Source organism: Amycolatopsis sp. M39, from assembly GCF_001651785.1.
GTDB classification, from domain to species: Bacteria; Actinomycetota; Actinomycetes; order Mycobacteriales; family Pseudonocardiaceae; genus Amycolatopsis; species Amycolatopsis rubida.
Map to the genome: position 1 here is coordinate 64,566 of NZ_LWSF01000025.1, position 24,632 is coordinate 89,197.

Annotated in this window: 19 protein-coding genes and 3 pseudogenes; 8 read left to right on the forward strand and 14 right to left on the reverse strand. The window is 70.3% G+C overall.

Annotated elements, in window-relative coordinates; all coding sequences use genetic code 11:
• Positions 1–645: 645 nt before the first annotated feature.
• The 3 genes and pseudogenes from A4R44_RS36175 to A4R44_RS36185 form a co-directional block, all read right to left on the reverse strand.
• Positions 646–2,124: pseudogene (locus tag A4R44_RS36175) on the reverse strand (DEAD/DEAH box helicase); the annotation flags it as partial.
• Positions 2,125–2,445: 321 nt separating this feature from the next.
• Positions 2,446–3,402 carry a serine protein kinase RIO gene (locus A4R44_RS36180; protein WP_067591082.1) on the reverse strand — a complete coding sequence of 319 codons (957 nt, stop codon included), beginning with the start codon at positions 3,400–3,402 and terminating at the stop codon, positions 2,446–2,448.
• Positions 3,403–4,086: 684 nt separating this feature from the next.
• Complete coding sequence (locus tag A4R44_RS36185) at positions 4,087–5,601, reverse strand: FAD-dependent monooxygenase (protein ID WP_067591085.1); 1,515 nt, start codon at positions 5,599–5,601, stop codon at positions 4,087–4,089.
• Positions 5,602–5,693: 92 nt separating this feature from the next.
• Here A4R44_RS36185 and A4R44_RS36190 point away from each other — a divergent pair, with 92 nt between their 5' ends.
• Positions 5,694–6,296, forward strand: a complete 603-nt coding sequence (locus A4R44_RS36190; protein ID WP_067591087.1) for a TetR/AcrR family transcriptional regulator — start codon at positions 5,694–5,696, stop codon at positions 6,294–6,296.
• A gap of 189 nt (positions 6,297–6,485) precedes the next feature.
• On the opposite strand, the gene A4R44_RS36195 is transcribed toward A4R44_RS36190, so the two are convergent.
• On the reverse strand, positions 6,486–7,472 hold the full coding sequence (locus A4R44_RS36195) for an aldo/keto reductase (RefSeq protein WP_067591089.1): 987 nt from the start codon (positions 7,470–7,472) through the stop codon (positions 6,486–6,488).
• A gap of 83 nt (positions 7,473–7,555) precedes the next feature.
• On the opposite strand from A4R44_RS36195, the gene A4R44_RS36200 reads away from it, so the two are divergent.
• The 3 genes and pseudogenes from A4R44_RS36200 (at position 7,556) to A4R44_RS52780 (ending at position 10,204) form a co-directional block, all read left to right on the forward strand.
• Complete coding sequence (locus A4R44_RS36200) at positions 7,556–9,103, forward strand: NAD(P)/FAD-dependent oxidoreductase (protein ID WP_067591092.1); 1,548 nt, start codon at positions 7,556–7,558, stop codon at positions 9,101–9,103.
• Between the two features lie 4 nt (positions 9,104–9,107).
• Positions 9,108–9,563 (forward strand): annotated as a pseudogene (locus A4R44_RS52775) (NAD(P)/FAD-dependent oxidoreductase); the annotation flags it as partial.
• Between the two features lie 152 nt (positions 9,564–9,715).
• A complete protein-coding gene (locus A4R44_RS52780; protein ID WP_369806012.1) occupies positions 9,716–10,204 on the forward strand; it encodes an NAD(P)/FAD-dependent oxidoreductase in 489 nt (162 codons plus the stop codon).
• A gap of 142 nt (positions 10,205–10,346) precedes the next feature.
• On the opposite strand, the gene yaaA is transcribed toward A4R44_RS52780, so the two are convergent.
• Complete coding sequence (yaaA, locus tag A4R44_RS36210; RefSeq protein WP_067591095.1) at positions 10,347–11,090, reverse strand: peroxide stress protein YaaA; 744 nt, start codon at positions 11,088–11,090, stop codon at positions 10,347–10,349.
• A 66-nt stretch (positions 11,091–11,156) separates the two neighbouring features.
• Here yaaA and A4R44_RS36215 point away from each other — a divergent pair, with 66 nt between their 5' ends.
• A complete protein-coding gene (locus A4R44_RS36215; RefSeq protein ID WP_067591098.1) occupies positions 11,157–12,125 on the forward strand; it encodes a GNAT family N-acetyltransferase in 969 nt (322 codons plus the stop codon).
• A gap of 359 nt (positions 12,126–12,484) precedes the next feature.
• Here the strand turns inward: A4R44_RS36215 and A4R44_RS36220 are convergent, their stop codons facing one another.
• Positions 12,485–12,841: a VOC family protein gene (locus tag A4R44_RS36220; protein ID WP_067591102.1), complete on the reverse strand. Its 357-nt coding sequence runs from the start codon at positions 12,839–12,841 to the stop codon at positions 12,485–12,487.
• Positions 12,842–12,965: 124 nt separating this feature from the next.
• On the opposite strand from A4R44_RS36220, the gene A4R44_RS36225 reads away from it, so the two are divergent.
• Both A4R44_RS36225 and A4R44_RS36230 read left to right on the forward strand, forming a co-directional pair.
• Entirely contained in the window at positions 12,966–14,714 is a 1,749-nt protein-coding gene (locus A4R44_RS36225; RefSeq protein WP_067591105.1) for a proline--tRNA ligase, read from the forward strand.
• Positions 14,715–14,718: 4 nt separating this feature from the next.
• Positions 14,719–15,702 carry a hypothetical protein gene (locus A4R44_RS36230; protein ID WP_067591108.1) on the forward strand — a complete coding sequence of 328 codons (984 nt, stop codon included), beginning with the start codon at positions 14,719–14,721 and terminating at the stop codon, positions 15,700–15,702.
• On the opposite strand, the gene A4R44_RS36235 is transcribed toward A4R44_RS36230, so the two are convergent.
• The 8 genes from A4R44_RS36235 to A4R44_RS36270 form a co-directional block, all read right to left on the reverse strand.
• Positions 15,642–17,813: a bifunctional lysylphosphatidylglycerol flippase/synthetase MprF gene (locus tag A4R44_RS36235; RefSeq protein ID WP_093576937.1), complete on the reverse strand. Its 2,172-nt coding sequence runs from the start codon at positions 17,811–17,813 to the stop codon at positions 15,642–15,644. The genes A4R44_RS36230 and A4R44_RS36235 overlap by 61 nt on opposite strands.
• A 234-nt stretch (positions 17,814–18,047) precedes the next feature.
• Positions 18,048–18,749, reverse strand: coding sequence for a haloacid dehalogenase-like hydrolase (locus A4R44_RS36240; RefSeq protein ID WP_067591211.1), 702 nt, complete (start codon positions 18,747–18,749; stop codon positions 18,048–18,050).
• 30 nt (positions 18,750–18,779) lie between these two features.
• The gene (locus A4R44_RS36245) at positions 18,780–19,190 is read right to left on the reverse strand and encodes a YjbQ family protein (RefSeq protein WP_037820381.1); all 411 of its coding nucleotides are present in this window, start codon (positions 19,188–19,190) and stop codon (positions 18,780–18,782) included.
• A 16-nt stretch (positions 19,191–19,206) separates the two neighbouring features.
• The gene (locus A4R44_RS36250) at positions 19,207–19,851 is read right to left on the reverse strand and encodes a response regulator transcription factor (protein WP_043834330.1); all 645 of its coding nucleotides are present in this window, start codon (positions 19,849–19,851) and stop codon (positions 19,207–19,209) included.
• Between the two features lie 24 nt (positions 19,852–19,875).
• On the reverse strand, positions 19,876–21,135 hold the full coding sequence (locus A4R44_RS36255) for a sensor histidine kinase (RefSeq protein ID WP_067591114.1): 1,260 nt from the start codon (positions 21,133–21,135) through the stop codon (positions 19,876–19,878).
• A 270-nt stretch (positions 21,136–21,405) separates the two neighbouring features.
• Complete coding sequence (locus A4R44_RS36260) at positions 21,406–21,624, reverse strand: hypothetical protein (RefSeq protein ID WP_067591117.1); 219 nt, start codon at positions 21,622–21,624, stop codon at positions 21,406–21,408.
• 8 nt (positions 21,625–21,632) lie between these two features.
• Positions 21,633–22,742: an acyl-CoA desaturase gene (locus A4R44_RS36265; RefSeq protein ID WP_067591120.1), complete on the reverse strand. Its 1,110-nt coding sequence runs from the start codon at positions 22,740–22,742 to the stop codon at positions 21,633–21,635.
• Between the two features lie 17 nt (positions 22,743–22,759).
• Positions 22,760–23,848 carry a ferredoxin reductase gene (locus A4R44_RS36270; RefSeq protein ID WP_067591123.1) on the reverse strand — a complete coding sequence of 363 codons (1,089 nt, stop codon included), beginning with the start codon at positions 23,846–23,848 and terminating at the stop codon, positions 22,760–22,762.
• 93 nt (positions 23,849–23,941) lie between these two features.
• On the opposite strand from A4R44_RS36270, the pseudogene A4R44_RS36275 reads away from it, so the two are divergent.
• Positions 23,942–24,627: pseudogene (locus tag A4R44_RS36275) on the forward strand (TetR family transcriptional regulator).
• Positions 24,628–24,632: the final 5 nt, after the last annotated feature.

Sequence of the window (24,632 nt, forward strand, 5' to 3'; positions counted from 1 at the left end):
TGGCGGCGGCCGCTGTGGCGGGGTGCGGGGTGGCGGAGCGTGGCACGTCTAACGTGTGAGAGTCGGCGGACGCGGTCCCTCCTTGGTGACGGCCGCTGTGGCGGGGTGCGGGGTGGCGGAGCGTGGCATGTCCGACGTGTGAGAGTCGGCGGGCACGGTCCCTCCTTGGCGGCGGCCGCTGTGGCGGGGTGCGGGCTGGCTGGCGCGTGAGACCCGTGCTCGGCGGCGATCGCTGCGTCGGGTCGCGGCTGCTGGGGTGCGGTGACTGCTGCGGCCTGACGGTGAGCCCAGGTCCGGCCGCTGCGGTGTGCGATCCGGTTCAGCAGGCGAAACCTGCCCGGAAACGAAGAACGGCCCCGCCGAAGCGGGGCCGTTCTCCAGGAATCAATCAGGCGTCGTGACCGCGGCGCGGGCCACGGCTCGGGCGCTGCGGGCGGCCGGAGCCGCCACCGCCGAAGCGTGACTGCTGACGGCTGCGGCTGTAACCGCCGCCGCCGCGGTTCTCGCGGGAGCCGTAGCCACCTTCGCGTGCGTAACCGCCTTCGCGGCCACCCTCNCGCCCTCGCGCGAGTAGCCGCCCTCGCGGGCGTAACCGCCGTCGCGGGAGCCTCGGCCCTCGTACGAGCCGCGGTTGTAGCCGCCTTCGCGGGGACCGCGGTCCTCACGGGATCCGTAACCGCCACGGTCTTCGCGAGAACCGCCGTAGCCGCCGCGGCCGCCTTCGCGTCCGCCGCGGTAGCCGCCGCCCTCGCGCGGGCCGCGGAAGCCGCCGCGGTCGCCGCCGAAGCCGCGGCCTCCGGAACGGCGCGGGGACTCCCGGCGACGCTCCACGACCGGCTCGCCGCTCGGCTCGCGGGCACCGGTGATGCGGGACAGGTCCTCGTCGTGAGTGCGGATCATCGTGGTCTCGGCGCGCACGCCGGCCCGATCGGTCATCCGGCGGACGGTGCGCCGCTGGTCGTGCGTCACGAGGGTGACGACGATGCCGGACGCGCCCGCCCGGGCGGTGCGGCCGGCGCGGTGCAGGTAGTCCTTGTGGTCCGCGGCCGGGTCCACGTGCAGCACCAGCGAGATGTCGTCGACGTGGATGCCGCGCGCGGCGACGTCGGTGGCCACCAGGACCGCCGCGTGGCCTTCCTTGAAGTCGGCGAGGACGCGGTTGCGCTGGCCCTGGGTCTTGCCGCCGTGCAGGGCGACCGCGTGCACGCCGCTCTCGCGCAGCCGCTCGGTGAGCCGGTCCACGTGGTGCTTGGTGCGCACGAACATGATCGTGCGGCCCTCGCGGGCGCCGATCCGGGTGATGATGTCCTGCTTGTCGGAGTGCGAAACCTGGAACAGGTGGTGGTCCATGGTGGTGACGCTCGCGGTCGACGGCGCGACCGAGTGCGTGACCGGGTCGGCCAGGTACTGCCGGACCAGCTTGTCGACGTCGCCGTCGAGCGTCGCGGAGAACAGCAGCCGCTGCCCGCCGGGAGGGGTGAGGTCCATGATCTCGCGGACCTGCGGCATGAAGCCCATGTCGGCCATCTGGTCGGCCTCGTCGAGCGCGATGAAGTTGCAGTCGCCGAGCGAGGCGGTGCCCTGGCGGACGTGGTCCGACAGCCGTCCCGGGGTGGCGATCAGCAGGTCGACGCCGCGGGCGAGCGATTCCGCCTGGCGGCCGAAGGACATGCCGCCGACCGCGGTGCGGCACCACAGGCCGAGGGACTTGGCGAGCGGGGTCAGCGAGTCGGCGACCTGCATGGCCAGCTCGCGGGTCGGCACCAGCACGAGCGCGCGGGGGCGCTTCGGGCGGGCCTTGCCGCCGTCGAGCCGGGCCAGGATGGCCAGGCCGAAGGCCAGCGTCTTGCCGGAACCGGTCTGGGCGCGGCCCAGCACGTCGCGGCCGGCCAGCGCGTCCGGGATGGTCGCGGACTGGATGGGGAACGGAGCGTCGATGCCCGCCTCGGCGAGCGCCCGCAGCAGCGGCTCGGGCAGGCCCAGCTGGGCGAAGGTCTTCACAGCAGGGGTTTCCACCGTGTCGTTGTGGAGAACGTCTCCACCGGCCGGCCGGTGCCGAGGCTTGCGCTCGGGGCGGTCCCCGCGGGAGCGGGAGGACTGGCCGGGTTCGTACGTGACTGTCACAAATGCCTCTCGGACGTGGCACGTCGCAAGGGAGGCCCGGGCTGCCCGCGCGCAGGCAGGGCAAGATGGTGTGGCGATGGGCGTTCACAGGGACGGACCCGGTGCGCCGAGCCATGGCGTGGCACACCGACGGAAATTGCTTCGGATGGCCGCGAGTCCTTCTGCGGACTGTGGAGGCGACGGACACCAACTCATCCACGCCGCCGTTGCGGTCTTGACACACTCTACCTGAGAGATCGCGGTTGCCCCGCACCCAGGTGCGCGGTTGTGGGCGGGGTCGCAGGTGTGGCCTGTCGCACACCCGCGGCCCCGCCCGGAGCTTCAGCCGAGACCGGCCGCGTTTTCCAGTTCCCGCACCAGGTCATCGGTGCCGGCGACCTGTTCGGACAGTCCGCGGCCGCGGAACCAGCCGGCGAGGTTCGCGACGTCGCGGGCGAGGAATTCCCGGCCGCGCGGGTTCGCGATTACGTCGACCGCCTGGGGCAGGTCGATCACCATCAGGTGGCCTTCGTGCACCAGGAGGTTGTACGCGGACAGGTCGCCGTGCGCGAGACCTTGCCCCGCCAGGAGTTCCAGCGCCGACACGGCCTGCTCCCACAGATCGGCCAGCTCGTCCGGTCCGGGCCGCAGCTGCGCCAGCCGCGGCGCGGCGGTGCCGTCGGATTCGCCGAGGAATTCCAGCAGGATCTCGGCGCCGTGCCGCTGCACCGGATACGGCACCGGCGCGCCGATCGTCCACAAGCGACTGAGGACGGCGAACTCCGCCACCGCCCACTGTTCGGCGATCAGGTTGCGGCCGAACGAGGTGCGCCCCGCCATCGCCCGCATCTCGCGGGACCGGCGCATCCGCCTGCCCTCGAGATAGCCCGCGTCGCGGTGGAACAGCTTGTGCTCGTCTGAGCGGTATCGCTTGGCTGCCAGCAGAACTCCGTCTTCTCCGGGAAGGTTGCGGCGCAGCAGATGCACGTCCGCTTCCTTGCCGGTCTTGAGCACGCCGAGATCGGTGTCGACCGCGGCGAGTTCGGTGACCACCCAATCGGGCCGCGGATGCGGGCCTTGGTCGGCGTCGTCCCAGTTGGTCCATCGGTCGGCGCCGTCGGGCAATGCGGTTTCGGTGTAGGCGTCTTCGCGAAGCTGGGCGAGGCGGACTCGCTCGGCTTCGGTGAGCCGTCCCCGGCGAGCGGGGGCGGGCCCGTCGTCGTAGCGGGGGCGACGGCGCATCCGGCGGTCGGTGTAGTCGGAGGCTTCGGAAAATTCGTCGAAATCGTGCTCGCGCACTGGTGGGTTCTCCTAGATCAGGGTGCCCACCGGGCGAGCGCGTGCTCTAGCCGAGGCGGGCGGGCGGAAGAGGGCAGGACAGCGCCCGGACAAACTCCACGACGCACCTCCCTTGCTTCCGGCAGCCGGCGGCAACCCGCCGGACGCCGACCACTTTGCCGCCCGTCTCGAACCCGCGCAACTGATTTATTTCGCGCCCGCCCGGCACGCGCGTGCGGTGACGCGGAGCTTCCGGAACTCGCCTCTGTGATCGCTCCGGCCGGTCGGCCGGAACGCGTGACTGATCTATTTCGTACCTGCCCATCGTGTGAGTGTGGCGTCGGGGAGCTTCTGGTTGGCCGGTCCCGGGACTCGTCTGCGCGGTCACGCGATCCGGGCGGGCGAGGGGACTTGGTTTGTCGGCTGGGCCTGGTGACTGATCATTTCCGCGCCTGCCCGGCGTGCGGGTGTGGTGTCGCGGGGCTTCTGGTCGTCGCTTCCGAGCTTGCCGACGTGATCGCTCTGTCTGGGTGGACGAGGAGGCCTAGCTCGTCGGTTGGGTCGCGTGACTGGTTATTTCGCGGCTGCTCGTCGTGTGAGTGTGGTGTCGGGGGGCTTCTGGTTGTCGCTTCCGGGACTGGCTCGCGTGATGGCTCCGTCTGGGTGGACGAGGGGCTGGGTTTGCCGGTTGGGTCGCGTGACTGGTTATTTCGCGGCTGCCCATCGCGCGAGTGCGGTGTCGAGGAGCTTCTGGTCGTCGCTTCCGGAACTGGCCCAGACGATCACTCCGTCCGGGCGGACGAGCAGGCTCGGCTCGTCCGCTGGATCGGCCACGTACGCGAGCCGGTCGTCCAAGCCGGATACTGCGAACCGGCCGTCGGGGGAGTGGTCGACGAGGACGAAGCGGCCGTCGTGTGCGTGGTCGGCGAGGCGGGTTCCGGACGTCAGTTCGACGTCTCCGGCGATCGATCCGACCGGGGCGGGGGCGTCGTCGGCGACGTCGTAGTGCTGCAGGATTCCGGACGACAGCGCGACGATGCGGTTCATCGCGGCGGGCACTCGGAGCAGTTCGCCGCCGACGATTTCGCGCAGTTGTTCGGTGCGTTCGTCGCCGCGCAGGAGAGCGATCTGGGCACGGGTCCAGTCGAGCACTGCTGCACCGACCGGGTGGCGTTCGGTTTCGTAGGTGTCGAGCAGTCCCGCAGGCGCCCAGCCTTGGACGGTCGCGGCGAGCTTCCAGCCGAGGTTCGCCGCGTCGCCGAGACCGAGGTTCAGGCCCTGTCCGCCGAGCGGGGAGTGGACGTGTGCCGCGTCGCCGGCCAGGAATACGCGGCCGTGCCGGTAGTGCCGAGCCTGACGCGCGTTGTCGGTGAAGCGCGTTGCCCGGCCCTGGATTCCGGTGATGATGACCGGGACGCCGGTGACCTCGCGGACGGCTTCCTGCAGCTCTTCGACCGGCACCGGGGCGTCGCGGTCCTCCGGCGGCTGCCGGAATCGGCTGAGGAAGATGCGGCCGGGGACTGGGCCGTACGCGTAGACGCCGCGCGGCGTCCAGGTCCAGCCCGGGCGCAGGCCGCTCGCGTCTGCGAAGTCGGCGATGGCCTGGTAGCCGGTCATCTCCGGATCTGTGCCGTCGAACTCGATGCCGAGCTGCTTCCGGATGACACTCCGCCCGCCGTCGGCCGCGACGAGCCAGCCCGCGGTGAACTCACCCGCGCTCGTGCGGACTGTCACGGACTCGTCGGCGGCCCGCACGCCGTGCACTTCGACGCCGCGCCGGAGGTCGACGCCAAGCGTGGCGCAGTGTTCGCCGAGCATCAGCTCGACTTCCTGCTGCGGCACGCCGAGCCCGTTCGACACCGCCCGGTGCGCGGCGAGCACGGGATCGCTCTGGTCGATCAGGTCGTTGTCGAACAGGAAGCCGGCGAAGTGCCCGGCGGCCAGGAACCGGCGGCCGCCCCGTTTGGCCGCCTCGACGGTCGGGCCGAATTTGCCGGCCGACGCGAGGAACCGCCGCTGCGCCGCCTCCGCCGCGGGCAGCAGGCCGCGCCGGTCGAGGAGTTCGGCGCTGGCGACGTTGACCGATCCGGCCTTGATGTTCGGATCCGGCTCCGGCAACCGGTCCAGCACCGTCACCGCCACCCCGCGCAGCGCCAGTTCCCCGGCGAGGAACAGCCCGGTGGGCCCGGCCCCCGCGACGATCACCTCGGTGCGCTCCATGTCGTTCTCCCCTCTACCCTTGTCCGACGGCTTAACCAAGTGCGCTTACTGAGTAAGCTTACCAGGTAAATATAACACGGAAGGGTGGACTCATGCCCAATCGCGGCGATCGAGGCGGAGCCAAGACGCGGGCGCGGATCGCCGAGGTCGCGACCGGGCTGTTCCTGGAACGCGGGTTCGACGCGGTCACGATCGCCGAGGTCGCCGCCGCGGCCGGGGTGTCCAAGGTGACGGTGTTTTCGCACTTCGAGCGCAAGGAGGACCTGCTGCTGGACCGCCTGCCGGAGGCGATCGAACTGGTGCGGTCGGCGGTCCGCGAACGGACTGGCGGCGTGGTGGACGCGCTCCGGCAGCTCGCGCTGACGCTGCAGGAAGACGGGCACGTGCTGTCCGGCGTGGGCGGCGACATCGAGCCGCTGATGAGGACGGTCGGGGAGTCGCCCGCACTGATCGCGCGGCTGCGCGCGTTCGGGTACGAGATGGAAGCCGAGCTGGCCGCGGAACTCGCCGCGGACGCGCGGTTCTCCGGGGACGCGGCGCTGGTCGCGGCGTTGGTGGTGGCGGCTTACCGGACTGTGACAGTGGAGACGATCCGGCGGCGGCTGGAGGGGCAGGACCTGGCTGAGCTGAGGGTGTCGCACCGGGAGCGGTTGACCCGGGCGTTCGATGCGGTCGATCGCCTGGTCGGCGGCTGAGGCAGGCTGCTGCGTCCATGGCTCGCGTCGGTAAGGGAACCGCCAGGGGCCGGGTTCGAGCGGGAGCCAGTCTCGGCCGGACTGGCTCGGAGGCACGAGGAAAGTTCGTCGCGCGCGGGCGTTCGATGCGCTGGACCGTTTGGTCGGCGGCTGAGGCGACGCTGGAGATCCAGCGTCGCCTCAGGCGGGTCAGCGGTTGACGAATGCGAGATGCGCCGCGTCGTAGCGCTCGCCCGCGAAGTTCTCCGGTGCGGCGACGGCGTCGATCGCGGAGAGATCGTCGGTGGTGAGGTCTACGGTCAGGGCCGCGAGGTTTTCCTCCAGGTACTGCTTCCGCCGCGTGCCCGGGATCGGCACCACGTCCTCGCCGCGCGCCTGCACCCACGCCAGCGCCAGCTGTCCGGTCGTGACCTCCTTCGCGGTGGCCAGCTCCTCCAGTTTCGCCACGATCGCGAGATTCCGGTCGAGATTGCCGTCGGCGAAACGGGGCTGGTAGCGCCGCACGTCGTTGTCCGCCATCGTCGCGGTCGAGCGGTAGCGGCCGGTCAGGAAGCCGCGGCCGAGCGGGGAGAACGGGACGATGCCGATGCCCAGTTCCCGGCAGGTCGGCGCGATTTCGGCTTCCAGGTCGCGGGTCCACAGGGACCATTCGCTCTCCAGCGCCGCGATCGGGTGCACCGCGTGTGCGCGCCGGACGGTCCGCGCGCTCGCCTCGGAAAGCCCGAGGTGGCGGACTTTCCCGGCTTGAACCAGTTCGGCCATCGCGCCGACGGTTTCCTCGATCGGCGCATCCGGATCGACTCGGTGCAGGTAGTACAGGTCGATGTGGTCGATGCCGAGCCGTCGCAGCGAGGCGTCGCAGGCTTGGTGCACGTAGGCGGCGTCGCCGCGGACTTGGGTCGGTTCGCCGAGGCGGTTCGCGATGCCGAATTTCGTGGCGAGCACGACCTCGTCGCGGCGGTCGGCGATCGCGCGGCCGATCAGTTGCTCGTTGTGGCCGGAGCCGTAGAAGTCAGAGGTGTCGAGGAAATTCACCCCGAGGTCGACGGCGTGGCGCAGCGTCTCGATCGACTGCGCGTCGTCGGTCGCGCCGTAGCCGTGGCTCATTCCCATGCAGCCCAGGCCCTGTGCGGAAACCGTCAGTCCGCCGAGGTTCCGGGTCGGGACGTCGGTCATGGTCGCTCCTTCTGCGCTGGATCCTGTCTCCGGCGACGCTAAAGCCTGGAGCGCGCTCCTGGTCAAGCATTAGGCTCGCGGCGGTGGACTACGACGCGGTGATCGTGGGCGGCGGGCACAACGGGCTCGTCGCCGCTGCCTATCTGGCCCGGGCCGGCCGGTCGGTGCTGGTGCTGGAACGGCGTGCGGAGATCGGTGGCGCGGCAGTGTCGTTCCGCGCTTTCCCCGGCGTGGACGTCCGGCTCTCGCGCTATTCGTACCTGGTCAGCCTGTTGCCCCAGCGGATCGCGGCCGAGCTGGGCTTGGGCGTCCAGCTGCGGAGGCGGCGGATGTCGTCCTATACCCCGGCCGGCGGAACGGGTCTCCTTGTCGACACGGGCGACGGCGAGCGGACCGGCGCGTCGTTCCGCGCGGTCACTGGGTCCACTAAGGACTATGCGGCCTGGCAACGGTTTTACGCCTCGGCGGCACGGGTGGCGGAAGCGACTTTCGCTTCGCTGACCGAGCCGTTGCCGACGCGTGCCGAGTTGCGGCGCCGGATCGGCGACGACGAGGTGTGGACGACGTTTTTCGAGCGTCCGGCAGGGGAAACGCTGCGCGAGTTGTTCGACGACGACGTCGTGCGCGGGGTCGTGCTCACTGACGCGTTGATCGGCACTTTCGCCTCCGCGGACGACGAGCGGCTTCGGCAGAACCGTTGCCTGCTCTATCACCTCATCGGCAACGGGACTGGTGACTGGGACGTCCCGGTCGGCGGGATGGGCGCGGTCACCGATGCTCTCGCCGACGCCGCTCGTCGCGCTGGGGCGACGCTGGTCACCGGCGCGGAGGTGCTGTCTGTGACGCCGGACGGAGAAGTTCGTTACCGCGCAGGCGATGCCGACCGCGTCGTGGTCGGCGGGCATGTGCTGGCGAATGTCGCGCCGCGCACGCTCGCCCGGTTGCTCGGCGAGGAGTCCGCGGCGTCGCCGGAGGGTGCGCAACTGAAGGTGAACATGGTGCTGCGCCGGCTCCCTCGGCTGCGTGAGGCGGCGGTTGATCCGCGCGACGCGTTCGGCGGGACATTCCACGTCAACGAATCGTTTGCCCAGCTCGAAACTGCTTACCAGGAGGCCGCGGAGGGCCGGATTCCGACCGTGCCGCCGTGCGAGATCTACTGTCATTCGCTGACTGATCCCTCGATTCTCGGCCCGGCTGAGCGGTCGGCGGGCGTGCAGACGCTGACATTGTTCGGCCTGCACATGCCGGCTCGGCTGTTCGAGGCGGACAACGACGGGGCGCGCGCGCAGGCGCTGCGGGCCACGGTGGCGTCGCTGGACAGCGTGCTCGCGGAGCCGATCGAGGACTGTCTGCTGCTGGACGACGACGGGAAACCGTGCATCGAAGCCAAAACGCCGCTGGATTTGGAGGCGGAGCTGGGATTGCCACGCGGGCACATCTTCCACCGCGACCTGTCGTGGCCCTACGGCGAGGACGAGACGGCGGGGACCTGGGGCGTCGAGACCGCGCACGAGCGGGTGTTGCTGTGCGGGGCCGGCGCGGTCCGTGGTGGCGGGGTCAGCGGGATTCCCGGGCACAACGCGGCGATGGCGGTGCTCGGTCGACGTTTCGGCGGCGGACAGGCAGGGTGAAGACATGCGCGTGATCGTGATCGGCAGCGGAATCGGCGGGGCTTCGACGGCTTACCATCTGGCGCTGCTTGGAGCGGACGTCGTCGTGGTGGACGCGGATCGGGCCGGGGTGGCGACCGACGCGGGCGCCGGGATTGTCAGCCCTTGGACCTCCGCCTGGGACGAAGCGGTTTATCCGCTCGCGGCCGCTGCTGGGCGGTACTACCCGGCGTTGGCGGCGGAATTGAGCGAGGCTGGGCATGAATCGTCGTACGAGGTGGTCGGCGGGATGGTGGTGTCGGCTCTTGAGGACGAGCTGACCGCGGCTTATGACCGGCTTGCCGGGCGGGTGGCGGACGCGCCGGAGGCCGGGGTCCTTGAGCGGCTTGACGAGGGGCAGGCGCGGGAGCTTTTTCCGCCGTTGGCTCCGGGGCTGGCCGCAGTGCGTCTGTCGGGGGCCGGGCGGGTGGACGGGCAGGTGCTGCGTCGTGCGCTGATCTCCGCGGCGATTGACCGGGGCGTTGAGTTCGTGACCGCTGAGGCTTCGTTGGAGCCTGGGTTGCGGGTGCGGGCCGGGCGGAGGAAGTGGCCGGGGATGCGGTGGTGCTCGCTGCCGGGGCCTGGTCGGGGCAGGTGGCTGAGGCGTTGGGGGTGCCGGTGCCGGTTGTGCCGCAGCGGGGGCAGATCAGTCATTTCGACCTGCCTGGGGTGGAGACCGCCGGCTGGCCGGTGGTGTTGCCTCGGAGCAGCCATTATCTGCTGGCGTTCCCCGGCGGCCGGGTGGTGGCGGGAGCTACTCGGGAGAGCGAGGCCGGGTTCGACCATCGGGTGACCGCGGCTGGGCAGCGGGAAGTGCTGGAGCAGGCGTTGGCTGTTGCGCCTGGGCTGGGGGATGCGGGGCTGGTGGAGACGCGGGTCGGGTTTCGGCCGGTGTCGCCGGATGGGCTGCCGTTNCTGCCGTTGCTGGGGCAGGTGGCGCCGGGGTTGTATCTGGCGACCGGGTTCGGGCCGGCTGGGCTTACCTTGGGGCCGTTCGCCGGGAAGTTGGTGGCGGAGTTGGTGCTGGGGGCGGACGTTCCCGGGGAGTTGCTGGCCGGGTTGGGGGCGGGGAGGTTTTCTTGAGGGGACGGCTCGTCGCCTGGGGGCGACGCGCCCGCCTTGGTCGCGTGGGGCACCCCGAAGGTTGAGTGTGCAGGGGGCTTCGTATCGAGGTGCGGGGGAGGGGCTGGGCGCCTCGCTGGTGGGGTGCGCTGGTGGCGGATGGTCAGTCGGTGAGCAATTCCAGGGCGTGGTCGCCGGTGCGTTCTACGGTCAGGCCTGCTTTGGCGATTACGCGCACTAGTTGGTCCACAGTGGACGGTTCGCTTCGCGAGGTGGCCAGTACTGCGGCCAGTTTGCCTTTGTAGGCCTTGTTGAAGTGGCTCACTGTGGTGCGGTTGCCGTTGGCGTCTTCGGTTACTACGCGGACGGTCACTGCGTCCGAGCGCAGCTTTGCGAAGGCGGCGTACGTGCCCGAGCGGAGGTCTACTAACAGGCCTTCGACGTCGTGCAGCACTGGTTCCAGGACCGGCTTCCACAGTCCTCGCACGGTGCCTAGCGCGGGAACCGTGTTGCCCCCGGAGAGGCGGTAGGCCGGGATGGGGTCTGTTGCTGCTACGACGCCGAACAGAGAAGACGTGACGGCCAGCCGCTGGTGTGCTTTGGCTAGTCCGGCGCGGGTGAAGCTCTTGATGTCGAGCGCGTCGTAGAGAACGCCGGTGTAGCGGCGCAGCGCGGGCATCGTCGGGGAAGTCCAGAGGTGGGCGTTGCGGGTGACCTCGTCCGCTTGGCGCGCGGAGATGCCCAGCGCGGCGAGGCTCGCGGGGACGTCCGCCGCAAGCTCCACGAGGGCGTCGGCCAGTTTGGCGCGCACGGGGTTCAACTCTGGGAACGACAGGGCGTCCAGGTCCAGCGGCGCGCCTTTGCCGCCGCCGGCCTTGGTTTCTGAAGGGGGGAGGAGCACCAGCACCCCCGGAGCGTAACCGCCCGGTAATCCAGCTGCGGCGGCCGTGTGCCGCTCCTTACTCTGGCTCGCATGGAACTCACCTGGCGCCCGCTCACGCTCGCCGACGTCGAGGCCGTCACCCGGCTCTGCGCGGTCGCGGAGGAAACCGACCGGACCGGTGAGCACTGGGACGAGGGCGACGTGCGCCAGGAAATGTCGGGCCCCTCGGTCGATCTGCCCGGCGCGAGCATCGGAGCGTGGGATGGTCCGCGCCTGGTGAGCTACGCCCTGGTCGTCCCGCGCGCCGCCGCCGAGCCGGTGCACCAGCCGCACGTGGCGTCGCTGACCGACCCGGAACACCGGACGGACGAGGTCGCTTCGGTGCTGACCGAGTGGCTCGTGCGCACGGCCCGGAATGTCCACGCCCAGCACTTCCCGGACGCGAAGCTCGAACTCCACGCCGGTGCGCACGAGAACGAGCGTTGGTACATCTCGCTCCTCGAACGCGGCGGGTTCAAGCAGGAGCGCATCTTCGTGGAGATGCGCGCGGACCTGACTTCGCTGCCTCCCGCCCCGCCGCTCCCGGACGACCTTCCGCTGGCCGCCTGCGAAGAACGCTACGACGCCTTGGTTCTCGACGCACGCAACGCCGCGTTCGCCGGTCACTGGGGCAGCACGTGGCTCTCGGCCGACGAGTGGAAGCACCGGTTCCGCGGCAACAAGGACTTCCAGCCGGACTTGTCGTTCCTCCTCCTCCTTTCTCCGGAGCGCGACCGGGTGGTGGCGTTCGTGATGTCGTCGTTCTACGAGGCGGACGCACTGGCGACGGGGGTGCGAGAACTGCACGTCAACTACGTCGGGACCCTGGCGGAGGCGCGCGGGCGAGGACTGGCGTCGGCCCTGCTGGCCCACACCCTCGAAGCCGGGCGTGCGGCTGGCTTCGAGAGGTCGTCGCTGTCGGTGGACGTGGACAACACCCATCGTGCGCTCGCGGTGTACGAGCGGTGCGGGTATCGCACGGCCGAGCGGAATTACGGGTACGTTTTGCCGCTCAACTGACCCCGCTCGGCCGGGGACCGCTGCTGTGCGGGCTCGCTTGGCCTGTGGGCCGCGGTCGCCGGTGACCGCGGGCCAGTGCGGGGGTTGCCTTTGCTACGCACCGCCGCGCACGACCGCGATCGCCGCCGCCCGCGCCTGGTCCGGCCGCGCGCCTGCGTCTGGTTCTGCCGGGTCCGCTACCGCCCGAACCGTCCGCGCGCCTGCGTCTGGTTCTGCCGGGTCCGCTACCGCCCGAACCGTCCGCCCGCCCGCGTCCGGTTCTGCCGGGCCCGCCACCGCCCGAACCGGCCGCGCGCCCACGCTCGCCCTCGGCCAGGGCCGGCCGCGGTCACCCAGCCCGGGCGCGTCTCACCGCATCCTCAATGCGCCCCCTTCGCGGACACGCAAAACACGTTCCCCTCCGGATCCTCCAGCACCGTCCACTCCAGGCCCGGCGCCGAATGCCTCCCCAGCTCCGCCGCGCCCAACCCGACCAACCGCCGGACCTCCGCCTCCCGGTCGTCGGCTCCGAAGTCCACGTGGACGCGGTTCTTCCCGGTCCGGGGCTCCGGCACCCGCTGCAACCCCAGCCGGGGCCCGCCCGACGCGGGGCCCTCCAGCATCACGAACTCGCCGTAGTCCGCGGCCACCGGAACGCCCAGCGCCGCCGTCCAGAACTCCGCCAGGCGCTGCGGCTCGGCGCAGTCGACGGTGATCATGCCCATTTCCAAACCCATGCCCGCACGCTAACCGCGACCACCGACAAAAACCGCGCCCGCCGATAACCCGCATGCGTCGCGGCCAGGGGGTTGACTACTCTGTGCGAAACATCTAAGGCCCGCTCAGCGCAGGGAGTTCCCAGTGATCACCAGGATGTCGTCGTTGTTCCTCCGCACGCTGCGCGAGGATCCGGCGGACGCCGAGGTACCCAGCCACCGGCTGCTGGTGCGCGCCGGCTACGTCCGCCGGGTCGCCCCGGGTGGTTACTCGTGGCTGCCGCTCGGGCTGCGCGTGCTGCGCCGCGTCGAGGAGACCGTGCGCCAGGAGATGAACGCGATCGGCGCGCAGGAGATCCAGTTCCCCGCGCTGCTGCCCCGCGAACCCTACGAGGCCACCAACCGCTGGACCGAGTACGGCGACAACCTCTTCCGCCTCAAGGACCGCAAGGGGGCCGACTACCTCCTCGGCCCGACCCACGAGGAGCTGTTCGCGCTCACCGTGAAGGGGGAGTACAGCTCCTACAAGGACTTCCCGGTCACGCTCTACCAAATCCAGACCAAGTACCGCGACGAGGCGCGTCCCCGGGCGGGGATCCTGCGCGGCCGCGAGTTCGTCATGAAGGACTCCTACTCCTTCGACCTCGACGACGAGGGTCTTGAGTGCTCCTACCAGGCCCACCGCGACGCCTACATCAAGCTGTTCGACCGCCTCGGCCTCGAGTACGTCATCGTGGCCGCCACGTCCGGCGCCATGGGCGGTTCGGCGTCCGAAGAGTTCCTCGCGGTCGCGGAGAACGGCGAGGACACCTTCGTCCGCAGCACCGAATCGGGCTACGCGGCGAACGTCGAAGCCGTCGTCACGCCCGTGCCCGCCGCCCGGCCGCTCGACGGCCTGCCCGAGGCGCAGGTCCACCACACCCCGGACACGCCGACCATCGAGACCCTCGTCGCGTTCTTCAACGCCGCCGGGCTCGGCCGCGAGTTCACCGCGGCGGACACGCTGAAGAACGTCCTGGTCAAGACGCGCCGGCCGGGTGCGAAGGAGTGGGAGCTGCTCGGCATCGGCGTCCCGGGCGACCGCGAGGTGGACTTCAAGCGCCTCGAAGCGGCGCTCGAACCCGCCGAAGTGGAACTGCTCGAAGAAGCCGACTTCGCGAAGAACCCGTTCCTCGTCAAGGGGTACATCGGCCCGAAGGCGTTGCAGGAGAACGGGGTCCGCTACCTCGTCGACCCGCGCGTGGTCGAGGGCAGCGCCTGGGTGACCGGCGCCGACCAGCGCGACCACCACGTGCTCGACCTGGTCGTCGGCCGCGACTTCACCCCGGACGGCACCATCGAGGCCGCCGAGGTCCGCGAGGGCGACGCGTCGCCGGACGGGAACGGCACGCTCGTCGCCGCGCGCGGCATCGAGATCGGGCACATCTTCCAGCTCGGCCGCAAGTACACCGAAGCTTTCGAGGTGGACGCGCTCGGCCCGGACTCCAAGCCGGTCCGGATCACCATGGGCTCCTACGGCGTCGGCGTCTCCCGCCTGGTCGCCGTGCTCGCCGAGCAGAACCACGACGAGCAGGGCCTCGTGTGGCCGCGCGAGGTGTCGCCGTTCGACGTGCACGTGGTCATCGCGGGCAAGGACGAGACGGTGCGCGAGGGCGCGGAGAAGATCGCCGCCGAACTCGACGCCGCCGGTCTCGAAATCATCCTCGACGACCGCAAGGCCACCCCTGGCGTGAAGTTCGCCGACGCGGAGCTGGTCGGCGTCCCGACGATCCTCGTCGTCGGCCGCGGCCTCGCGAACGGGCTGGTCGAGGTCAAGGACCGGCGCACCGGCGAACGCGAGGAAATCGCCGTCGACTCGGTCGTCGACCACCTCGCGAAGCTCGTCCGCGGCTGAAGCCGTGGGCTGGTTCGGACGCAAACGCCGCGATGACGGCGGATACCGGGACAACGCCGCGCTGGGCGGTTTCGGCGGGTACGAGCCGTCCGACGCGCCGAAGTTCCCGAGCGCCGGGTACGGGAGAACCGGCCCGGCGCCGTCCGAACCAGCCCCGCAGCCGCAGGACACTCCGGATCCCCTGCGGCAGACCCTCACTCCGGCACAGCTCCGGCGAGGGACGCCCCGCAAGGCCAACCTCCGCCTGGTCAAGGCGGTCCCGATCGTCATCCTGATCGGGGTGTTCGGCTACACCGCCTTCTCCGCCAAGAGCCACCGTTCCGCCCGCACGGACGACACTCCGCGCGCCCCGTACACCTATCAGCCGGATCCCCGCGTCGTCGTGCCGCCGGTGGTCGCGGGATGGCAGTCAGTGGCAGGCAAAGACGGCAGCTACGCCTACGACGTGCCGCCGTCCTGGGAGCCGGCTCCGACCACGCTGCACGGCTGGGACCCGGCCGCCGGATCGCCCGGGATCAACCTGTCCACCAGCGCGTTCCTCGGCAAGGGAAGCTGCAAGGAGGATCCGGTCGGCCAGATCGGCGGCTCGGGTTTCACCGCCGAGAAGACCGGCGACGCCGCTGAAGCCGCTCGCAAGGCCGTCACTGACCTGGGCGTCAGCGCATACACCGGTCAGGGCGCACCGGCGGCGAAGGTGACGCCCGGCGCGCCGGAGAAGACCGAGGTCAAGATCGAGAACAAAAGCCGCGAGGGCACGCTCGTGGTCGCCGAGGTGGCCCCGAGCAACGCGCCGTGCCAGCCGCGGAGCGTGCTGGTCGGGGCGCTCGCGCTCGACGCCGGCGAAAAGTCGGCCGTGCTGGTCGCGTATTCCGAACAGGGCCGCCCGGGCTCCGCGTCCCGGGACGACCTCGTCCGGATTCTGCACAGTTACCGCGGCGTCCCGGCGGCGGAGCGGTCCACGACCACGCCGCCGCCGACCACGCGCTGACGCCGCAGCGCCAGTTTCGCGAAGTCCATCAGCCCGGCGTTGGGCAGGTACGCGCGACCGAGCGCGATCCCGATCCGCGGCAGATCGGCCTCGTCGCGGTAAGCGAGGTACAGCGGCTCGTGCCGCGGCTGGAACTTCGCCTTGAACGCGTGCAGGGAACGGAATCCGTAGTACGGCTCCATCATCGAGCCGAGCGCGTCGAGCATCCGGTCGACCATCTGCCGCGGCGTGCTGTCGTTGCTGCGGACCAGCGGCGCGCCCGAGAGCGACACGAACTTCGCGCCCTCCTCGCGGAACGCCAGGCAGGTCGAGGCGATCAGGAACTCCATCACCGGCCGGAATCCGCCCGCGCGGCGGCGCATCACGTCGAGCGTCCAGCCGCCGACCTCGCCGTCGCCGGTGTGCACCGGCAGCCACGACGTCACGCCGTGCACCGTGCCGCCGGAGTCGACCGCGAGACCGACCCGGGTCGCCGGGTCCATCGCCTGGTCCACGCCGCCGAGCGTGAAGCCCATTTCCGGCAGGCCCTTGTCGCAGATCCATTCCTCGGACAGCGTTCGCACCTGTTCGCGGATCGACCACGGCTGTTCGGCCAGCCGCACCAGCCGGAACTCGATCCCGTCCTTCTTCGCGCGGTTCAGCGCGGTCCGCACGTCCTGCCAGGCCTTGCCGCGGAATTCGAGGTTTTCCAAGTCCACCAACGTGTCCTCGGCGACCTGGACGTGCTGCCAGCCCAGTTTCGCGGTCTGCGCGACGGTTGCCGCGGTCGCGGAGAACACGCACGGCACGAGCCCGGTGTTCTCGCACATCGCGGAGAATTCCCGCAGCGTGCGGTCGCTCGTCCCGTCCGGCGCGACCGGGTCGCCGAGCGCGACCGCGACGCCCGCGTGCCGCTGGTAGGCCAGGTACGACGCACCGTCGGAGGCGACGAAGTAGGTGTTCTGCGGCCAGGTCGTCATCCACGAGATGGTGCTGCCGCCGTTGCGGCCCAGCAGAAGCCGGGCGAAGGCCGGGTCCGGCCCGCCGCGGAACAGCTTGCGCCGCCTGCGTCGCGAAGGCACCCGGAACGCGCGCCGCGCGGAGATCAGCAGCACCAGTTCGACCGTCCACAAGAGATTGTCCACAATGAACAGCGGCGGGCTGCTGAGGTTGTAGTCCTCGCGGATGAGCTGGGTGATCGCGACGAGCCCGGCCAGGACCGCCATCTGCGAGGCGGCGAGCACGCACAGCGCGATCGCGCACCGCCAGGCGAACCGCGAACCGCGGCGCAGCCCGTTGAGGATCGGCACCGCGACAACGCACAGCGGGAGAAGTTCGTTGCCGGACAACGAGATCGAGTCGGACGAACCGAACGGGCCGTCGCCGGGGACCAGCCACATCACCACTTCGGCGACGACCAGCAGCACCAGTCCGGCGGACGCGAGCAGCCGCCATTCGCGCAGCGACGGCTTGTTCGCGTTGCGTGCGGCGGGCCCGGCGAGCCGGCGGCCCAGCGGCAGTGCGAGAACGAGTGCGAAGAAATGCACGAGGTCGGCGAGCGTGCCGACATAGACGATCGCTACCCCGGCGTACACGCAAAGCCCGGCTCGCAGGCGCAGTCGCCACGGCGTGCGCAGGGTCGCGCTGGTGATGGCGATCGCGGCGAGCGCACCGCCGGAGAAACCGACGTCGAGCGTGCCGGAGATCCGGTCGGCCCACGCCCAGCCGGAATTGCGGGAAAGTTCAAGGAACTGCACCGCCACGACCGTGGACACCACTTGCCCGCCGATGGTCACCGCCATCGCACGCCGGGTGCCGAGGTGCCATTCGGCGAATCCGGCCATCAACGCGAAACTGCCCGCCATCGGCAGGTAGAACCACGGGCGCAGGGCGTAGAACGGCCCGGTGAACAGCGTCCACCAGCGGCCGTGTTCGAGCGAGGGAAGGCCGTAGGCGTAATAGTGGAAAGCGTGCTGGTGCTCGGCGGCATGCCAGAGCGAACCGGTCGCGACGCCGGTGATCAAGATGGCGAGCACGACAGTCGTCGTGAACGGAATCCGGTGCCACAGCACTGCTAGCCGTCCGCGTGCCTCTCCGGCCGTGAGGCCGGTTCCCCCCTGTGCGATCGTCATGGGGAAAGTTTGGCGCGGCGATCTTAAGCGGTCATCGGCCGTCGGACCTACTTCTCCCCCTAAGGGACTGCTACCCCAGGGGGACCCGACCCTGGTCCCAAGACTGACGCTCGGCGTACGGCAACACTCTCACCAGCGCAAAGAAGCTGGCATTCGGCTAATGAGCGGCGTATCCGACCCGGAACAGGGGTTGACACCGAATGCCGCCCGAACGAGTGATTCCGGTCGCCTGCCTCACGGCGTCCCGAGCACTGCCGCGCGGACGGCGGAAAGGTCGGCGAGGTCCGGCAAAACCAGGTGCGCGCCGGCGGCAGTCAGTTGTTCGGCGGAAAACCGGCCAGTAGCGACACCGATCGCCACCGCGCCGTAATCGAGAGCGGCCTCGATATCGTGGGGAGTGTCCCCGAGGATTACTACGGATTCAGCAGGGAATTCCGTGCCATGCTTCGTTTCCGCTGCTTTTACGGCGTGCGGGACCAGATCCGCGCGGCGGGCCGAAAGCGAGCCGTAGCCGCCGATCTCCAGGTCGAGATGTTCGTCGAGACCGAGCGCGGCGAGCTTGTGCAGCGAGATCTCCGGCAGGTTTCCGGTGATGAGGCTCTGCACGACGCCCTCACGGCCGGCGAAGTCGGCGAGTACGGCCGCCGCGCCGTCGAGCGCCCGGCCTTCCTCGGGCAGCGTTTCCCTGGCGCGTTCGACGGCCGCGATCAGCTCCCGCCACATCCGCTGGATGGTGTCCTCGTCCGGTTCGATCCCGTGCGTCTTCAGCACGTCGGCGGTGATCGCGCGTTCGGTCCGGCCGCCGAAGTCGGGGGGCGTGCGGAACTCCGCGCCGGTCGCGGCGGCGAGCGCGGAGCCGTACCAGCCGATCCCCAGCCCGGTGTAGTCGACGAGCGTGTGGTCGATGTCCCAGAGCACCAGCCGGTGCGCGCGAATGGCCGTCACGGCAGCGATGCTACGGCGGGTTCAGCCGGTGAGGTAGCTGAAGCGGACGCGGCGGACGGGGTTGTCGACGTTCGTGTCCACCAGGCACACCGACTGCCAGGTGCCGAGCAGCAGCACGCCGCCGAGCACCGGCACGGTCGCGTACGGCGGGAGGAACGCCGGGAGCACGTGGTCGCGGCCGTGTCCGCCGGTGCCGTGCTGGTGGCGCCAGCGGTTGTCGCGGGGGAGCAAATCGTCGAGCGCGGCGAGGAGGTCGTCGTCGCTGCCCGCGCCGGTTTCCAGCACGGCGAGCCCGGCCGTCGCGTGCGGCACCCACACGTGCAGCAGGCCGTCGGTGGCGTCGGCGTCGCGCAGGAACCTTTCGGCCTCCCGGGTCAGGTTGTGCACGACCGCGGTGTTGCCGGTGTGCACCTCGATCTCGGTGGAGTACATACCGTCAGGGTAGGCGTCAGGAATCGAGATAGCGGAGCACGGCGAGGACGCGCCGGTTGTGCCCGTCCGACGGCGGCAGGCCCAGTTTGCCGAAGATGCTCGTCACGTACTTCTCGACCGAGCCCGCGGACAGGAACGCCTCCGCCGCGATCGCCGAGTTCGACCGGCCCTGCGCCATCAAGCCGAGGATCTCGCGTTCGCGCGGTGTCAGCTCGGCGAGCGGGCCGGCCTGGCCGGTGGTCGCGAACAGCTGGCGGACGACTTCCGGATCGAGCACCGTCTCTCCGGCGGCGACGCGTTCCAGCGCGGTGAGGAAGTCCGACACCTCCGCGACGCGGTCCTTCAGCAGGTAGCCGACCGCGCCTGCTTCCCCGGCGAGCAGTTGCTTGGCGTAGTTGGTCTCGACGTACTGCGAGAAGACCAGAATCGCGCAGCCGGGCCGTTCGGCGCGCAGGTCAATCGCCGCGCGCAGGCCTTCGTCGGTGTGGGTCGGCGGCATCCTGATGTCCACAATAGACACATCGGGCCGGTGCTCGCGGACGGCGGTCCGGAGGTCGTCGGCGTTCTTCACCGCCGCTGCTACCTCGTGGCCGCGCAGGCCCAGCAGTTCGACTAGGCCCTGGCGCAGAATGGCCGAGTCTTCCGCGATCACGATCCGCACGGTTTCCCCCTCATTTCACCGAGTTTAGCGGGGCAGCGGGAGCGTGGCGGTGACGACGGTCGGGCCGCCGTCCGGGCTCGACACGGTCAGGTCCCCGTCGGCGGGGCGGAGGCGTTCGGCGATGCCCGACAGTCCCCCGCCGGGGATGATCGCGGCACCGCCTGGGCCATGGTCGATTACGGTCAGGCGCAGGACGTCTTCGCGGTCTTCGACCAGGACTGTGCAGCGTCCGGCGCCGTGTTTGGACGCGTTGGTCATGAGTTCGGCGGCGGCGAAGTAGACGATCGTTTCCAGCGACGGTGGCGGGCGGCGGCTCAGTTCCACGGTGACTGCCGCGGAGAAATCGGCGGAGCTGGCCAATGTGGACAGTGCGAGATTCAGGCCTTTGTCCAGTGCGGCGGGATGGATGCCGCGGGCCAGGTCGCGCAGTTCGGTGAGGGCTTGTTTGGCGTTGCCGTGGGCGGCCTCGACCAGGGTGCGGATCTGGTCGAGGTCGACGGGGCCGGCGGCCAGTTCTTCCTTTGCCAGCCCCAGTTTCATGGCCATGGCGACCAGTTGGGCTTGGGCGCCGTCGTGGAGGTCGCGTTCGATGCGGCGGAGTTGTTCCGCCGCGTCGTCGAGGGCGGTGGCGCGGGTTTCTTCGAGGAAGCGGACTCGTTCGCGCAGGTCTGGGTCGGCCACGAGGGTGCGGAGGAGGAGGCGGTCCACTCCGGTGATCAGGTGCACGAAGGCGGGCCAGACCGCCAGGACCAGGATGCCGGAGACGCACCAGACCAGGGAGCCTGTCCAGGTGTCGCTCTGGATGTTGAAGACCGGGAGGCCGTGGCCGGGTCTGGTCTCGAGCAGCCAGGTGAAGGGGTAGGTGAAGGAGGCCAGGCCGTACAAGCCGAGGGCGCCGGTGCCCAGCAGGGCCAGGAGGGCGGTGGGCAGGCGGACCAGGAGGTAGGCGACGGATCGCCAGGCTGTCCGGTCGGACAGGCGGGCGGTCAGCCAGTTCCACAGGCCGGGTTTGAGGTCGGTTCTCGGCGGGGCCGGGAGGGGGAGGTTCAGGAGCCGGGCGGCCAGGCGGCGGTGGAGGCCGCCGAAGAGCCTGGCGGTCTTGAGGACTCCGGTGAGGATCAGGAGGCCTGCGAGGACGGGGGTCAGGGCCAGGCCGAGGGTTGTCCCCGCCAGGAGAAGTAGTACGGAGAGCAACGGGAGCAGGCCGGTTGTGGCGATCCAGGTTGCTTCGGCCAGGGCCTGGCGGGGAGTGGCGGGCCAGAGGCGGCGGAGGGTGGGGTTCATGGGGTGACCGGTGCGGTTCCGCGGGGCGCGGGGCGGGGTGGCGGTCACCTGGTTGAGTTTGCCGGGTTGTGGGGGCGGGGGGGTAGCGGGGTGGCCCGTGTGGTTGGGCGGGGGGTAGCCCTACCTCGTCGCCTGGGGCGGACATTGCCGTGGTCTTGGCGTGGGCGCCCCGAAGCTTGATTGTGCGGGAGGGCTGCGCGGGCGGTGCAGCGGCCTGCGGCTGTACGTGAGGGGAACCCTGAGGGAATCAGGGTTCCCCTCACGTACGCGTCAGTCTGTTGTGGGAGGTTGGTCCAGGCGGACGTCGTCTTCTTTGGCGCGTTGTGCTGCTTCGCGCATTTCGATCATGTCCGTGAACCAGTCGCCCGTTTCGCGCGCTATGTCGCGGACTGCGCCAGTAATTATCGTGGCGATGTTGCCGATGTGGGTGGCCGCGGACTCCGTCAGCTCCTGCACGGTGTCCTTGCCACTTTCGAATGGGCCGACCATGGGCTTCCTCAGGCTGCTCGGAGTTGCCGTTCCGGGTCCACGGTAGCGGGCGCGGCCGGTTTTCCGGGGAGGGCCAGCCGCGCGATCTTCTTCGCTACCGACCACAGTTGCTTGTGCAGGGGGCCGGTGTGGTAGGGCAGGCCGTAGCGTTCGCAGATTTCCCGCACCTCGCCCGCGATCTGCGGGTAGCGGCGTGCGGGCAGGTCCGGGAACAGGTGGTGCTCGATCTGGTGCGACAGGTTCCCGGACAAAATGTGGAACAGCGGGCTGCCGGTGATGTTCGCGGAGCCCAGGATCTGGCGCAGGTACCACTGGCCGCGCGTTTCGTTCTCGGTCTCCTCCTCGGTGAAGCTTTCGACGTCCGCCGGGAAGTGGCCGCAGAAGATGATCGAGAACGCCCACAGGTTGCGGACCAGGTTGGCGCTCGCGTTGCCCAGCAGCGTCAGCGGCGCCAGCGGGCCGGTGAGCAGCGGGAACAGGACGTAGTCCTTGCCGATCTGGCGGGAGGCCTTGCGGACGATCCGGCGCAGCACCGGCACGTTCTCCGCCCACGTCCGCTCGCCCTTCACGACCCGGTCGACCTCCAGGTCGTGCAGCATCACACCCCACTGGAACAGCAATGCGAGCAGCGTCGCGTACACCGGGTTGCCCAGGTAGTACGGATGCCACTTCTGCGCTGGGTCCATCCGGAGGATTCCGTAGCCGACGTCGCGGTCCTTGTCGACGATGTTGGTGTAGGTGTGGTGGATGTAGTTGTGCGAGTGCCGCCAGTTCTCCGCCGGCGCGACGGTGTCCCATTCGAAGCGTTGCGAGCTCAGCTCCGGGATGCGCGTCCAGTCGTACTGGCCGTGCATCACGTTGTGGCCGATCTCCATGTTGTCCAGGATTTTCGCGCCCGCCAGCGCGGCGACGCCGGCCAGCCACGCGGGCGGCAGGAAGCCGGCGAACAGCAGGCCGCGGCCGGTCACCTCCAGCGCGCGCTGGGTCTTGATGATCTTGCGGATGTAGTCGAGGTCTTCCTCGCCGAGGTCGTCGACGATCCGCTGGCGCAGTGCGTCGAGTTCCCGGCCGAATTCCTCGACCTGTGCGGGGGTCAAGCGGTCCTGCAAGCCGGTCATGCTGCTACCTCCGGTGGTCAGGCGTCGATTTCGACGTCCCCGACGGGGACGCTGATGCAGAGCTGGATCTCTTCGTTCTCCTCGCCGGAGACCTCGCCGGTGCGGGCGTTGCGGACGCGTCCGGCGGTTTTGAGCTGCGTGCAGGAGAAGCAGATGCCCATCCGGCACCCGTGTTCCGGCGTCAGGCCCGCGTCCTCGGCCTGTTCGAGCAGCGGCTTGCCGGAGTTGTCGCACTCCCGGCCGCTGCGGGCGAAGCGCACTCGGCCTTCGGCTGCCTCGGCGGCGAAGGTCAACGGCGCTGCCGTGAACTCTTCGGTGTGCAGTTGTGCACTCAAACCCTCGCTTTCGAAGAGTTCGCGGGCGGCGGTCATCAGTGGAGCAGGGCCGCAGAGGAAAGTCTCGGCCTCGCGGAACCACGGCGCGGCCTTCTCCAGGTGCGCGACGGAGAACAGGCCGTGCAGGTCGCCGCCGCGGCGGGCGTGGGTGTGGGCGTGGACCACGCGGAACGCCGGGTGCCGGGTGGCGAGTTCCGCCAGTTCGGCGCGGTAGAGCGCGTCCTCGGCGGTGTTCGAGTAGTGCAGGAACACGATCTCGCCGGGGTGTCCCTCGGCGACGAGCGTCCGGGCCATCGCGAGCACCGGCGTGATCCCGCTGCCGCCGCTCATCAGCACGATCCGGTCCGGGCGCGGCGAGGGCAGGGTGAATTCGCCGTCCGCCGGCGAAAGTCCGACCACCGCGCCGGCGGCGGTGTCCTGCAGATGCCGCGACACCAGGCCCTTCGGGTCGGCTTTCACGGTGAACTCCAGGTCGCCGCTGCCCTGCGCGCCGCACGGCGAGTAGCAGCGAGTGCGGCGCACGCCGTCGATCTCCACCTGCATCCGCACGTACTGGCCCGCGCGGAAGCCCTGCCATGCCCGGCTCGGCCGCACCGTGAAGGTGACGGTGTCCGGCGTCTGATGCCGCACGGCGGTGACGCGGCCGCGGATCTCGCGCCGCACCAGCATCGGGTCGACCAGTTCGAGGTACCGGTCCGCGCCGTGCGGGGTGAGCAGCGCCTCGGCGAGCGAGACGAGCCCGCGCACGCGGCGCGGGAGCAGTGCGGTCATCACCCCTCCAGAAGGTTGAGTGCACAGTCGTACACTGACTAGTGTGGGGGCACGGCCCCGGGGCCTGTCAACGCGGAAGCGAGGTGATGTGACGTGGGCCATGCGGCGATCGCCAGTACGCTGCTCGACGTGTCCGCAGCCGAGGAGCCGGCCGGCCCGGTGAGCCGGCAGGAGCGCAAACAGCGCACCCGTCAGGCGCTGCTCGACGCGGCGCTCGACCTGCTCGCCGACCGGAGTTTCGCCAGCCTTTCGCTGCGCGAGGTCGCGAAGGGCGCGGGCATCGTGCCGACGGCGTTCTACCGGCACTTCTCGTCGATGGAGGAGCTGGGCGTCGCGCTGGTCGAGGAGACCACGCGCACGCTGCGCGGGCTGCTTCGCGGCGCGCGCACCGNCGCACCGAGCAGAGCGGCTACGGCGGCATGATCCGGGCTTCGGTGCACACGCTGCACCGGCACGTCCGCGAGCACGAGGACCACTTCCGGTTCGTCACGCGCGAGCGCTACGCCGGGCCGGGCGCGGTGTCCCGGGCGATCGCGGTCGAGATGCGGATGTTCTCCAGCGATCTGGCGCTGGACCTGGCGCGCTTCGATCCGCTGCGCACCTGGCCCACCGAGGACCTGCACCTGCTGGCCGACCTCATCGTCACCGCGATGCTCGGCACGGTCGCCGAACTGCTGGACATCCGTCCCGGCGACACCGCCGCCGACGAGCGCACGTTGGTCGCGGCGGAAAAACGGCTCCGGATGATTCTGCTCGGCGCGGCGCACTGGCAGTCTTAGCGCCC